The following is a 12,927-nucleotide window of genomic DNA, read 5'->3' on the forward strand; positions in this document are numbered from 1 at the left end:
CGGTGCCGCGGAACCGGGCGATGTGGACTTGTCGGTGGCATGGGGCATGCTCTTGACACGCAGCTGTCTACGAACCCGCCCGGAGTGCACCATGTCGTCCCGTCGAACCAAGCCAGACCCGCTGTCGGACACCGAGATCCGGCGGATCGCCGCGGAGATCGCCAGCGGCCGTCCGCCGATGGTGTGGTTCACCGCGGCGGCCGTCGGCGTGCCCGAGGGACGATCGGGAAAGGTGGTGGCGCTCGGCGAACCGGCCGAGGGCGACTTCCTCCAGGTCCGTCCCACCGGATCCAAGGACGTGCTGTCGTTCTCGCCCACCGAGGTGACGCTGACCAAACCGGCCCGCCGCACCCCCGCGGCAGCGCAACCGCCCGCGAAGCAGACCAAGGCAACAAGGAAGGACACCGCTGTGACCCTGCCGTCGACCGTGCCCACGTCCGTCGCCCCGGCGCCGACGCCGCCGAGCCCCGCTCCGGCCGAAACCGCTGTCGCCGAGCCGAAATCGGCCCCGAGCGCGCCCGCCACCGCGGCGGCCGACAAACCCGCGCCCAAACCCGCCCCCGCCCGGCCCAAGGACAAACCCGCCACCGGCGCTCGCAAGACCAAGACGGTCGAGGTCACCGTCACCCTGTCCGGCACCGCCGACGGCGAGTGGACCGTCGACGTGGTCAACGGCAAGAAGCGCACCGTGCGCGGTCTGGCCGTCGCCGGTTCGGCCGTCGCGCAGGCCGCCAAGCTGCTGCACCCCGAAGTGGCCGAGGTGGTCGACTCGGTGCTCGAGTCGGTGCGCTCCACCCAGCGCGCCAAGGTCGAACAGTTGCAGGCCGAACTCGAACAGGCCCGCAGGATGCTCGACGAGCTGTCCGGCTAACCGGCGTCGCGCACCGCGGCGTCGCGCCGCCAGCCCCGCCGTGCCGCCTCGACGGGTTTGGGGTGGGGCGCGTCGTCGTGGAAGGCGTAGCCCAGCCCGTACGCCTTCGCGTGGTACATGGCCGAATCCGCCTCGCGCAGTAGGTCGTACACGGAGCGCTCGTCGCCGCGCGGGCCGTCGCAGGCGATGCCGATGCTGGCGCTGACCGACACCTCCCCGATGCTGAGTTCGAACGGGGTCGCGAAGGCGGCCAGCAGGCGTTCGGCCAGGACGGTCGCCGCGGCGCGGTCGGCGGCGGCGAGGACCACGAACTCGTCGCCGCCGTACCGCGCGGCGGCGTCGTCGCGGGGGATGATGCGCCGAATCCGGGCCGCCGCGTTGGCGATCAGCTCGTCGCCGACGCTGTGGCCGTGCGTGTCGTTGATCGCCTTGAAGCCGTCCAGATCGAGGAACAGCATGGCCAGCGCGTGCCCGACCCAGTGCTCGCGATTGCGGCCGGGGGTGCGCAGGAGGGCCGAGCGGTTGAGCAGACCGGTGAGCATGTCGTGGTCGGCCTGATACTGCGCGCGGCGCTCGCTGCGGGCGCTGCGCAGGATGGCCCGTTCGCTGCGCACCAGCACCCCGATGAGCAACACCGCCAGCAGCGACGACACCACCAGCCGATCGATGCTGCCCAGCCGCGAACCCACGCTCGGCACCAGCGAGGCCACCACCAGCGCCACCGCGATGACGCTCGCCCGTCGCCGCGACTGCTGCGCGAGGATGCGCCGCGGCCGCCCCAGGGTCACCATCGTCGGATGCAGTGCCGCCAGCCCCAACAGGACGTACGCGATCAGCATGGGCGGCAACACCATTGGGGTGTCGGCCCGCAGCGTGCCCGCCCGGACCAGGCCGCGGACCACATCGGCCAGCAGCAGCGCCAGCAGGCTCAGATGCACCAACCGCAGCGAGATCTCCGAGCGGCTCGAGGCCACCACCGAATGGGTGACCAGCGTGAGCAGCAGGGCGTCGAGCACCGGATAGGCCGCGCCGAGCAGCACCGACGCGGTCGGTGCGCTCGCGTCGTGCAGCACCGGCGAGATGAGGAACGTCCACGACGCCAGCAGCGCGCCCAGTCCGATGAGCCCGGAATCGAGGAGCTGGTCCGGCGTGCAACTGTGGCTGCGGCGCGGGCGCAGCCACAGGAACGCCGCGACCCCTACGCCCGCGTACCCGGCCAGGGTGGCGGCGTCGGCGATGGGATGGGCCGGGCCGTCGATCCGATCGCGCGGCAGCGCGCCGAGCGCGAACAGCGCGGCCGAGGCGGCGAGCGAGTACCAGGCCGCGGGTACCGGCGGCCGATACCGGCGCACGCCGATGGCGATCACGGTCAGCGTCGCGAGCACGACGAGGGCGGTCACGGTTCTGGCGCCACCGTCGTGGATCGGCGGTAGGGCCAGGTGGCTGGTGCCGACCACGGGTGTTTCGTCGAAAAACATCGCGCCCCCCTTGTCCGCTCCGTGAATCCTGCACAGCGACTTTCACGTTCGCGCGTTCGACGACGTGCCCTTTCGTCGCGAACGTGATCCGAGAGGTGGTGTCCCCACAGACGCGGCGACGGTCGAACCGTCGTCAGAATCTGGACAACCGACTTGATCATGTCACGAAAACCCGCGCGGCGGGGCCGATTTCCCATCGACACGCCTGTCGTTCCGGATGGAAACGTCTGGCGGGTCGCGGGTTTCGATCCGGCCGGGCGGGGAATGCTCCTCCCGGCATCGACGACATCGTCGCGGACACGCTCGACGGGGGAACGAACTGGCCCTGTGAGCGCTAACAACCCGCTAGTATCCGGACGACGACCCGACCGGTCGTCCGATTGATCCCCCCGACAGGAGAGCTGTATGCCGCCCGCTGCTGCGCCCCCAGGTCTTTTCGATACGGTGCTGGCCGAAGGCGCCACCCTGCGGCTGGACGCCGCACCCGTCGACTATGTCCTCGTCGCAATCTATTTCGTGTTCGTGCTGGGCATCGGCCTGCTGGCCCGGCAACGGGTGTCGTCGAGTATCGACTTCTTCCTGTCCGGCCGCTCGCTCCCGGCCTGGGTGACCGGCCTGGCGTTCATCTCCGCCAACCTCGGCGCGGTCGAGATCATGGGCATGTCCGCCAACGGCGCCCAGTACGGCATGCCGACCATGCACTACTTCTGGATCGGCGCGGTTCCGGCCATGCTGTTCCTCGGCGTGGTGATGATGCCGTTCTACTACGGCTCCAAGGTCCGCAGCGTGCCCGAGTTCATGCGGCGGCGCTTCGGCACCGGCGCGCATCTGGTGAACGCCGTCAGCTTCGCGCTCGCGCAGGTGCTGATCGCGGGCGTGAACCTGTATCTGCTGGGCTCGATCGTGAACGTGCTGCTGGGCTGGCCGCTGTGGGTGTCGGTGATCGTGGCCGCGGTGATCGTGTTGTCCTATATCACCCTCGGCGGGCTGTCGGCGGCGATCTACAACGAGGTGTTGCAGTTCTTCGTGATCGTGGCGGCGTTGCTGCCGCTCACGCTGGTCGGCCTGCACCGCATCGGCGGCTGGGGCGGCCTGACGGACAAGGTGACCGCGCTGCCCGACGGCGATCAGCAGATCCACTCCTGGCCCGGCAACGAGCTGTCCGGCTTCTCGAACAACTTCCTGTCGGTCATCGGCATCGTGTTCGGTCTGGGCTTCGTGCTCTCGTTCGGCTACTGGACGACCAACTTCGTCGAGGTGCAGCGCGCGCTGGCCACGCATTCGATCTCCGCGGCCCGGCGCACGCCGATCATCGGCGCGTACCCGAAGATGTTCGTGCCCTTCATCGTCGTCATCCCCGGCATGGTCAGCGCGCTGCTGGTGCCGCAGATCCGCGACTACAAGGCGACCGGTCAGGGCGACGTCACCTACAACCAGGCGTTGCTGTATCTGATGAAGGACGTGCTGCCCAACGGTCTGCTCGGCGTGGCGCTGGCGGGTCTGCTGGCGGCGTTCATGGCCGGTATGGCCGCGAACATCTCGGCGTTCAACACGGTGTTCAGCTACGACCTGTGGCAGCAGTACGTGGTCAAGGACAAGCCGGACGGCTACTACCTGCGCATCGGCCGCCTGGCGACGGTCGGGGCGACGGTGATCGCCATCGGCACCGCGTTCATCGCCGGGAACTTCTCGAACATGATGGACTACCTGCAGACGCTGTTCTCCTTCTTCAACGCGCCGCTGTTCGCCACGTTCATCCTCGGCATGTTCTGGAAGCGGATGACCCCGACCGCCGGTTGGGTGGGCCTGGTCTTCGGAACCCTGTCCGCGGTGGTCATTTTCGTGCTGCACCAGTCCGACGTGTTCCACCTGTCGGGTCAGGGTTCGAGCTTCCTCGCCGCCGGCGTGGCGTTCGTGGTCGACATCGTCCTCAGCGTCGTCGTCAGCCAGGTCACCGCCCCCAAACCCCACGCCGAACTCGTCGGCCTGGTCTACTCCGAAACCCCCAAGGCCCAACTCACCGACCCCGACGCCGCGTCCCTGCCCTGGTACCAGCGCCCGGTCCTGCTGGCCGGAATAGCCCTGGTCATCGTCATCGCGCTGAACATCTTCGTCGGATAAGGAAGTGACGCAATGCTTTTCGACATCCGCACCATAGTCGGCACCCTACTCGGCCTCTACGGCCTCATCCTCCTCGTCACCGGCCTGGTAGCCGACGACGCCACCGACCAGGCCCGCTCCGGCGGCTGGAACACCAACCTGTGGGCGGGGGTGGGCATGCTCGTCGTGGGCGTGGCCTTCCTGGCCTGGGTGCGCTTGCGTCCGGTGAAGGAGTTGGTGCACGCGGCTCCGGAGAAGCCGGAGGAGCCTACGGCGGAAACTGCTGTCTGACAGGCGAATTCGAGAACGCGGCGGGCGGGTGCCCGTCGCGTTCTCGCTCGACGCCCTATCGAAGACGCTCGATTCTACGCTGGATGAAAGTTTTCAGATCGTCGTAACGTGCGAAATCACCGTGTGAGAACTCGAAGACCGGCATGCCGGGAACATCCGCATCCGATGTCTGCAAGACGATGAAGTACGCATCGCCGTCGACCGACCCGCCGATCACGATCAACCGCTCGAGCGAGTCGACCCCTACCTCGGCTGGAGTGAACTCGCCCGCATCGAGAAACGTCGAAAAGTTCTGCGCTGCCCGGGAATCCCGGCTCACCTGCTCCACGGGAAAGAAGTCGCTGGCACTCGCGAACGATTCCCATCCGTTCACGTGCCGCAACCACTGCGTGTACTGCTGATCGAACCGCACCCCGAGCCTGCTCTGCGCCTCCCGGATCGCCGCATCGCTCGCGGGCGGTCCCGGCCGGGTCAACAACCACGGCTTGTCGTTCCCCTGGGCTTTGTCCCGCTCGTACTTGTCGCGTTGCGCCTTACTCAGCTCATCGATCGCGACCCGGCACCAGTCGTCCGCGGGCACCGCCTGCGTCGGATGCGTGGTCGAACACGCCGCGGCGACGGCCGCGACGAGGAGCAGCGATGTCCGGATGAGGCGCACTACTCGTCTCCTTCCCAGACGGAACACGTTGCGCGAGTTCATGTTATTCAGCCCCCGTACGGTGGCGCGGTCGCGAGGTCGTAGGGTCCTTCGGCGGGTTCGCAACCGCTGGGTCCCCACGTTCCGGGGACGAACCCGATGGCCCGATACCCGTAGGGGTAGGTCCTGGCTTGGGCGCCGATGGAGGAATTCAACTTGCTGTCCATCGCCTCCCAACGATATGGCTCGGCCTTTCCCGGAAGAGGGCCCGACCACGTGGTGTCGGGAACGTGCCCGGCGACCGCGCCGTTGGGAAATTGGACCGGATCGACCGGGTACTTGCCCGGATTGGTTTGACGTTCCCTCCTGGCCGCGTCACCGGCGTCGTCCCCGAGTTTGCTTCCGCTGACCGGTATGCGGATCGCCGGATACCCCTGATGCCGAATGTAGTCGTTGGCCCCCGTGATGTATCGGTCACGCTGCTGGGTGATGGGCGGCGTGACCGGTTCACCGTTCTTGTAGCACACGGGCACCAGCCCCTCGCAATCCTTGGACCGATTCTTGCCGTCGCATTGTGCGTTCCTGTCCCGGCGGAGGAATCGGTCGCGATAGACCCGGTACCACTCGGCGCGGGTCTCGTTCCAGACCTGCTGCTTGATCTGATCCTTGTTGCCGAAGCAGGTCTTGTTGAGGCCGTTGACCCTATCGATGACATCGCGGACGTACGGATCGTCGGGACCGAGTTCGGCCTCGAGTGGGCCGACGATCTCGGTGACGACCTCGTGTACCTCCTCCGGACTCAGAATCCGCAGTCCGGGGACGCCGCAGGCCGGATGGATGAACGGTTCGACCAGTTCTCGCGGATTCGGCGGCGACTCCGATCCGCAGGGCGCGTTGGGCGGATGCCCCGGCAGCGCGGGCGGCACATAGCCGGGAACGGGGATGATCGCCTTGCACGCGTCCGGGGCGGGTTGGGCCGGTGGCGGGGTCAATGCCGCGGCCGGCGGCTGGGTGGGCGTGGTGGTCGGCGCGGACGGTTGCGGAGTGGCGAGGGACGGCGGGGTGAGCTGAGGCGACGGCTCCTCGATCTCCGGGAAGTTGCCCCAGCAGGGCCAGCCCGGATGCAGCTCCTGCCATTGCGGGCAGGGAACATAGGGGTTGATGGGCCGTGCCTCGGCCGCGGGAATTCCGTTGCCGTGCAACACCGAAACGATTCCGGCGACCAATGTCACGACGGCCAGCGCGATGCCGAGGCGACGCCGGAGGAGGGCGCTCACCGCCGATCCGATCGGGCGCATCGCTCGCCTCAGAGATAGATCGGGTCGCCGTAGACCGCGAGCGAACTGTCCGCGGTAGGCGTGGAGATGCTGACCTGAGCGTAGGAACGCAGACTGACGGGACCCATGCAGCCGTCGATCTTGATATGGACCTCGTCGGAGGAGATGGACGCGTGACGGCCCGCGAGCGGTTTGGTGGCGAACGGAATGTCGGTGATCGTGCCGGGCTTGAGGTAGACCGTCGGCGAGATCGACGCGCTCGCACCGACTCCCGAGGTGATGCCGATGGAGATGTTCGGGCCGATGGCCAAACCGATTGCGGCGCCGCTGGTCACGTCGACCTGGCAGCCGATCTGATAACCGAGGGCGAGCGTGCCGGAGTTCACCGGTGCGCTGCCCATACCGTCGACATCCGCGACCGCCTTCAGGCTCACGAAGCCCTCTCGGGTGAACGGCGTGGCCGCGAGATTCGGATAGCGGTCCAGGTTCTCACTCGTTTTCGTGACCCGCATCTGCCAGCCGTCGTCGGTGACGACCTCCCGGGACTTGTCGGTCAGCGGTTCGGCGACAGCGGAGCCGCTCGCGACGAGACCCGCGAGGACGCAGGACAGCGCACCGGTCAAACCTGTTTTCGCACAACGAATACGCATGCAAGCCCCCCGAAACAGCCTGTGCTACAGACGAATCCCCCCGAGAAGACCGCCCCTTCCGCTACGGAACGGTAGCATGACCGGGCGGCGAGGGCCAGAACCTCGTTCGGGTTCTCAGCCCTCCGCCACCCGCTGCGCGGTCGCATAGGCCAGATGCAGGAAATCCGCCCCCGCCAAGGCGGCCAGCCCGTCCACCAACAATCGCGTGGTCCGCGGCGCGAACACATGGCCGATCGTCATCGCCGTCACCACCCACACGTCGAAACAGAACGGGCAGGTCAGAAGCTCGCCCAGGCTTTTCTCGACTCCGGAGTCCGCTTTCGGCTCGTCGTTGACCTCGCCCGGGCCGCCGTCGTCGGCGCGGCGGGCGACGGGGGCGCGGAGGGGTTCGGTGACGGCGGCCTTGGTGACCAGGCGGGAGAGTTTCTGGGCGGCAACGGCGGTGGTGAAGATTTCGCGGAGGGTCATGGCTCGGGGGAGGGGGCGGCCGGTGAGGTGGACCGCTGCGGCGGTCGCGAGGACCAGGGCGGCGTAGACGGTCATGACGAGGCGGTAGCCCGCCAGGCTCGCTCGGTCGTCGCGCACGGATGGGCCTCCTTCGGTCGGCAGCGTCCTCCGGTCCCGGCTTCCCCGCGTGGCTCGCGTGAAACCGGGACCGGGGGATCCGGCGGGGTCAGCGCGCGGGGAAGGGCTGGTTGATCGTCGTGAAGTACTGCGCCGCCGCGGCGATCGCGATGGGGGCGGTGACGAACAACTGGCCCAGCAGGGTGCCGAGGGCGCCGATGGCGACGATGCCGCCGAGGCAGCCGACGACGGCGGCGGGGACGAACGGGCCGAACATGCCGACGAGGGTGGCGGCGGCGACCGTGGCGCCCGCGATTCCGCCCAGGACGCAACCGATTCCGGCCCCGCCGATGCCGCCGACGAGGGTGCCGATGGTCGCGCCCGCGCCGATGGTGCTGGTCATCCGGCTCCACGCGGCCTGTTCCCGCTCGTACGGGGTCTTCCAGGGCGCGCTGTCCTCGAACGGGAGCGCGACCGGGCGGTAGACGGCGTGCGCCGGGTCCAGGCGCGGGGTGAGGGTGGCCGTGCGGTCGGCGATGTCGGCGGCGATGGGGAAGACGAAATCGTCCACGCGGAAGGACAATTCGGTGCCAGCGAGGACGGTGCCGTCCTCGGCTCGGATCGTGAAGACGCCGTCGTCCGCCGCCAGGGAGCCGGAATCGATTGCGACGGTGGTGGATTCGCCGTCGAGGGTCAGGGCGTAGCCGACCGCGCCGTCGGTCGCCGCGCTCGCCGTACCGGTGGTGGTGATCGCCGCGCTCAGGGCGGTGGCCGTGGCGAGCAGGATGGTGCGCATAGGAAGGGAACCTCTTGTGTGTCTGGGTTTTTCGATGTTTGCTGTGGGAATGCCGACGCGCCCGAATCCGGGCATGCGGCGGCACCTCGTCGTCCCGCTCATCGGGCGGGAACGACGCGGAGATCTCCGGCTAACTCGTGGCGGCCCGCCCCCTGATCGCGCCCACGAGCACGTCCACGATCAAGAACCCCACCAGGCTGACGCCGACCAACGGCGCGAACCACCCGACCAGCACGGCCGCCGCCGCGACCGGCAGCACCACGACCACCGGTGTCCGCCGCAACACCCCGCGGCGCGGCGCCCGTCCCACCGCGAAGCCGTCGCGAGTCGGCCTGCGCCGCCACCACATCAGATAGCCGCGTACGATCACCGTGAGCAACGCGACCATCGTCACCAGCAGCAGCAGCTGGTTCGCGAGCCCGAACAGCAGACCCATGTGCAGCGCGATACCCCAGTTGGTGAGCTTGGCCATGAGCGGCCAGTCCGCGTACCGCAGCGTGTCGACCACCGCGCCGGTCGCCCCGTCGACCGCGATGGCGTCCTGGGTGTACTGCCCGGACAGGCGGCGCTCCTTGGCGACGAAGGCCACCCCGTCGCTCGCGGGAATCGAGATCTCCAGCGGTCCGCTCACCTCGTGCTCGCGCGCGACCGCGAACACCTTGTCCAGCTGGGCGATTCGCTCCGCCGACGCGGCGGTCGGCATGGAATGGCCGCCGTGCTCGGCGTGTTCGCCGCCCGTGCCGTGCGGGGCCGGTGCGCCGGGCAGCGCGCTCGACACCGCGGGAGTCGTCCAGCTCAGCCGCGCGCGCAGCGTATCGATGTGCGCCCCGGCGTAGGTCGACCACGTCATGCCCGTCGCGGACAGGAACAGCACCGGCAACAGCACCCACATGCCCACGGCCCCATGCCAATTCAACGTCCGGCGGCGACCGTCGTGGGAGCGGTCCGGCCGCAGCAGCCAGCCCACCGAACGCCGTTCCCGCCGCGACCGCACCCGCCGCCACCACAGCACCAGCCCGGCGAGCGCGACGATCCACAACCACGACGCCGCCAGCTCGCTGTAGAGCCGCCCGGGCTCACCCAGATGCAGGCTCCGATGCAGTTGATCGATCCAGGTGCGCATCGGCAGCGCCCCGGAGCTGCCGTAGACCACGCTGTCGCCGACCGGTCGCGCGGTCGCGGGATCGACGAACACCGCGCGCCGCTCGGATTCGCCCAGCGACGGATCGGTGAACAGCACGCGGGTGGTGTCTCCCGAATTCTGGGCCGGGGCCACCGCGTTCAGCGCGAGGTCCGGCCGGGTGGCGACCGCCGCCGCGACCTGGTCGGCCAGCGGCCGCGCGGGACCGCTCGAATCCACGTGCAGCAGACCGCGATCCACGATCGACTCCAGCGTGGGCGCGATCGAGTACAACGCCCCGGTGAGGGCGGCGACGAGGATGAACGGTGCCACGAAGACACCGGCGTAGAAGTGCAGTCGCAGGGCCAACGCCACGAAGGCGTTGCGCGGCTTGGTTTTCGGGGTACCGGAGGGTTCCGGCGACGGCCGCGACGATTCGTCGTCGACGGCCGGATTCTCGATGATGCTCAAGGGTGATGCTCCTGTTCGAGGGCACCCGTCGGCGCGCGTCGTCCGGGGACGACGCGTGGTTCCGGCAGACGACCACCGGCGTACCCGAGGGACGAGCCGACGACGCCGATGCGAGCGAGCGCCGATGCCCCTCAGGACTCACCGGCGGCACCGGCGGCGGCCGCCGTCGACGACGCGCGCGAAAACCGTTGCTACGGACGGGTGTTGAATGAATTCAGACTCGAACGGAACGCGGCGGCCCGCGCGTGCGGAAGGTGTCGGCCGCGAGGATCCGCAGCACGACCCGATCCCGATGCACCGGCCGCGGCCGCGACGGCCCCTCGGCCGGAATCCGCGGCAGCCCCGGCAGCACGCGCCTCAGCACGGCCGTACCGATCCGATAGGCGGCCTCCGCCCCGAGGATCACCACCGCCGCGCACACTGCCGCCACCACATGCGCCCCGAGCATCGCCGGACTCCACAGCGACCGCTCGTGCGGCATCGACATCATCCCGACCGACAACGCCGCATGCCCGAGCGCCTGCCCCGCCACCAGCGCGCCGACCAGTCCGAACGCCGAATCCCGCAGCCGCCCCACCCCGGCCACCGACGTCCCCACGACGGCCGCCACGGCGACGAGCAGCGCGACCGTCGTCGACGACACCCCCATCCCCCCGGAGGCCCACCCGTGCGCCGCCACGGCCAACGCCCCCGAAACCGCCCCGGCCGACCCACCGCGCAGGTGCGCCGTGGCCGAAACGACCCCGGTCGCCGACGTCCGACGCGTCGGCGCAGTCGCCGAAACGACTCCGGCCACCGAGGTCCGACGCGTCGGCGCGATCGCTGAAACGACCCCGGCCACCGACGTCCGGCGCGTCCGCGCCGACGCCCGCTGGTAACCGGGGTCGATTCTCACCCGCTGATGATAACGGACTGCTTACGCCGTAAATCCCACTCGCTCGGGAGCGGTCAGTCGGCGGCGACCTCCATCTCCACCAGCGGCTTGCGCAGCAGTTTCCCGGTGGCGTTGCGCGGGAGTTCGTCGAGGAAGATCACCTCGCGGGGGACCTTGTAGCGGGCCAGGTTGGCCTTGACGTAGTCCTTGATCTCCTGGGCGTCACGGGAGCTGTCGGGGGCGGGAACGACGAAGGCGCGCAGGCGTTTTCCGAATTCGCGGTCGTCCACGCCGACGACGGCGGCCTCGAGGACGTCGGGCCGGTTGGCGATGAGGTGCTCGACCTCCTGGGGGAAGACGTTCTCACCGCCGGAGACGATCATGTCGTCGTCGCGGCCGTCGATGAACAGCAGCCCGTTCTCGTCGAAATGGCCCACGTCGCCGGAGGACATCATGCCGTCGACCGTCTCCTTGGTGCGGCCGTCGGTGTACGCCTTGAACGAATGCGCGTTCTCGATGAAGATCGTGCCGGTCACATGCGGCGCGGTGATGCGCTTGCGGTTCTCGTCGTAGAGCGCGAGCCGGATGCCCACCGGCGGTTTACCCGCGGTGCTCGGCGCGATACGGAGATCCTGCGGGGTGGCTACGGTGATGATCGCGCATTCGGTGGAGCCGTAGACGTTGTAGAGCACGTCGCCGAAGTAGTCGAGGCTGCGGGTGACCACGTCCGGCGGAATCGCCGAACCCGCCGCGAAGATCATCCGCAGCGACGACACGTCGTACTTGGCGAGCGTCTCCGCGGGCAGATCGAGCATGCGCTGCAACATGGTCGGCACCACGACCAGCGAGGTCGCCTTGTGCTCGGCGATATTGGCGAGCGTCCGCTCCGGATCGAACCGGCGCTGCTGGAAGATCATCCGATTGCCCAGGGCCAGGCCGAGGGTGAACTGCGACAGGCCGGTCGCGTGGAAGACCGGCGCGGCCACCACCATGGAACCGTTGCGCGGCAACGGGATTCGATCGAGGAACTGCGCCGAAATGAACGGGCTGACCTTCTCGCGCGGCGCGCCCTTGGGGGTGCCGGTGGTGCCGCTGGTGAGGATGACCATGCCGCCCGGCTTCTCCGGTGCGGGCATCGGAGCGCCCGACTGCCCGGCCATCAGCGAATCCAGCGTCGGGGTCGCCGGATCCACGCCGTCCTGCTCGTCCACCCAGGTCAGGATGCGCGGGATGTCGGCCGGGATGGCGCTCATCAGCTCCACGAACTCGCTGTCGTGCAGCACCGCCTTGACCTTCTCGCGGGCGGCGACGTCGGCGAACTGCGGTTTGGCGAAACCGGTGTTCATCAGCACCGCGCGCACCCCGAGCTTGCCGGTCGCGGTCAGGGCCAGCACCATGCCCCGATGATCGCGGGCCAGCAGCGCCACCACGTCGCCCTGCCCGAGGCCCTGCGCGGCCAGCGCGCGGGCGAGTTGGTTGGACTTCTCGTCGACCTCGCCGAAGGTCATCTCGCCGTGCTCGTCGAGCAGCGCCGGATTGTTCGGGGTCAGTTGCGCGGCGTGCATGAGCACCCCCGCGAACGGGCCGTACTTGCCGACATTGAGCGCCGAGCGCAGCGCGTGATCCGGCCGCAGGGGATTGAACAGGCCGCGCTTGCGCATGGCGTTGACGCTCAGCGCGAGATCTCCGGCCTTACGGAGCGCAGTGCTTGCTGACGGAAGGACAGCTGACATAGGTACAACCTTCCGCGATACCGCCGGGGGTGGCTGGCGGACCGCAACATCGAGATCCAGTGCAG

General features: G+C 69.0%; 13 protein-coding genes. 4 read left to right on the forward strand and 9 right to left on the reverse strand.

Translation table 11 applies throughout. From position 1 onward, the window contains the following. Nucleotides 1-91 precede the first annotated feature (91 nt). The gene (locus ACWDSJ_RS28690) at nucleotides 92-871 is read left to right on the forward strand and encodes a DUF6319 family protein (RefSeq protein WP_450035582.1); all 780 of its coding nucleotides are present in this window, start codon (nucleotides 92-94) and stop codon (nucleotides 869-871) included. Here ACWDSJ_RS28690 and ACWDSJ_RS28695 read toward each other — a convergent pair. Continuing rightward, nucleotides 868-2,349: a diguanylate cyclase domain-containing protein gene (locus ACWDSJ_RS28695; protein ID WP_450035584.1), complete on the reverse strand. Its 1,482-nt coding sequence runs from the start codon at nucleotides 2,347-2,349 to the stop codon at nucleotides 868-870. The genes ACWDSJ_RS28690 and ACWDSJ_RS28695 overlap by 4 nt on opposite strands. A 405-nt stretch (nucleotides 2,350-2,754) precedes the next feature. Here ACWDSJ_RS28695 and ACWDSJ_RS28700 point away from each other — a divergent pair, with 405 nt between their 5' ends. After that, nucleotides 2,755-4,470: a sodium:solute symporter family protein gene (locus ACWDSJ_RS28700; protein ID WP_387368656.1), complete on the forward strand. Its 1,716-nt coding sequence runs from the start codon at nucleotides 2,755-2,757 to the stop codon at nucleotides 4,468-4,470. A gap of 12 nt (nucleotides 4,471-4,482) precedes the next feature. Further along, complete coding sequence (locus ACWDSJ_RS28705) at nucleotides 4,483-4,740, forward strand: hypothetical protein (RefSeq protein WP_450035586.1); 258 nt, start codon at nucleotides 4,483-4,485, stop codon at nucleotides 4,738-4,740. A gap of 55 nt (nucleotides 4,741-4,795) precedes the next feature. On the opposite strand, the gene ACWDSJ_RS28710 is transcribed toward ACWDSJ_RS28705, so the two are convergent. The 7 genes from ACWDSJ_RS28710 to ACWDSJ_RS28740 all read right to left on the reverse strand — a co-directional run bounded on the left by ACWDSJ_RS28710 (nucleotide 4,796) and on the right by ACWDSJ_RS28740 (nucleotide 10,898). Continuing rightward, the gene (locus ACWDSJ_RS28710; RefSeq protein WP_450035588.1) at nucleotides 4,796-5,398 is read right to left on the reverse strand and encodes an SMI1/KNR4 family protein; all 603 of its coding nucleotides are present in this window, start codon (nucleotides 5,396-5,398) and stop codon (nucleotides 4,796-4,798) included. Between the two features lie 47 nt (nucleotides 5,399-5,445). After that, nucleotides 5,446-6,654, reverse strand: coding sequence for a hypothetical protein (locus tag ACWDSJ_RS28715; RefSeq protein ID WP_450035590.1), 1,209 nt, complete (start codon nucleotides 6,652-6,654; stop codon nucleotides 5,446-5,448). Between the two features lie 29 nt (nucleotides 6,655-6,683). Further along, nucleotides 6,684-7,277 carry an MspA family porin gene (locus ACWDSJ_RS28720; protein WP_450035592.1) on the reverse strand — a complete coding sequence of 198 codons (594 nt, stop codon included), beginning with the start codon at nucleotides 7,275-7,277 and terminating at the stop codon, nucleotides 6,684-6,686. 141 nt (nucleotides 7,278-7,418) lie between these two features. Further along, nucleotides 7,419-7,889 (reverse strand): DUF1360 domain-containing protein, encoded by a 471-nt coding sequence (locus ACWDSJ_RS28725; protein ID WP_450035593.1) that lies wholly within the window; start codon nucleotides 7,887-7,889, stop codon nucleotides 7,419-7,421. An 88-nt stretch (nucleotides 7,890-7,977) separates the two neighbouring features. Further along, nucleotides 7,978-8,664, reverse strand: coding sequence for a hypothetical protein (locus ACWDSJ_RS28730; RefSeq protein WP_450035594.1), 687 nt, complete (start codon nucleotides 8,662-8,664; stop codon nucleotides 7,978-7,980). Nucleotides 8,665-8,794: 130 nt separating this feature from the next. Beyond that, on the reverse strand, nucleotides 8,795-10,255 hold the full coding sequence (locus ACWDSJ_RS28735; RefSeq protein ID WP_450035595.1) for a PepSY-associated TM helix domain-containing protein: 1,461 nt from the start codon (nucleotides 10,253-10,255) through the stop codon (nucleotides 8,795-8,797). 214 nt (nucleotides 10,256-10,469) lie between these two features. Continuing rightward, complete coding sequence (locus ACWDSJ_RS28740; protein WP_450035596.1) at nucleotides 10,470-10,898, reverse strand: hypothetical protein; 429 nt, start codon at nucleotides 10,896-10,898, stop codon at nucleotides 10,470-10,472. Nucleotides 10,899-10,983: 85 nt separating this feature from the next. On the opposite strand from ACWDSJ_RS28740, the gene ACWDSJ_RS28745 reads away from it, so the two are divergent. Beyond that, nucleotides 10,984-11,133, forward strand: coding sequence for a hypothetical protein (locus ACWDSJ_RS28745; RefSeq protein WP_450035598.1), 150 nt, complete (start codon nucleotides 10,984-10,986; stop codon nucleotides 11,131-11,133). A gap of 70 nt (nucleotides 11,134-11,203) precedes the next feature. On the opposite strand, the gene ACWDSJ_RS28750 is transcribed toward ACWDSJ_RS28745, so the two are convergent. Beyond that, nucleotides 11,204-12,862 (reverse strand): acyl-CoA synthetase, encoded by a 1,659-nt coding sequence (locus ACWDSJ_RS28750; protein WP_387368635.1) that lies wholly within the window; start codon nucleotides 12,860-12,862, stop codon nucleotides 11,204-11,206. Nucleotides 12,863-12,927 lie beyond the last annotated feature (65 nt).

It is taken from the genome of Nocardia sp. NPDC003482 (assembly GCF_053588115.1).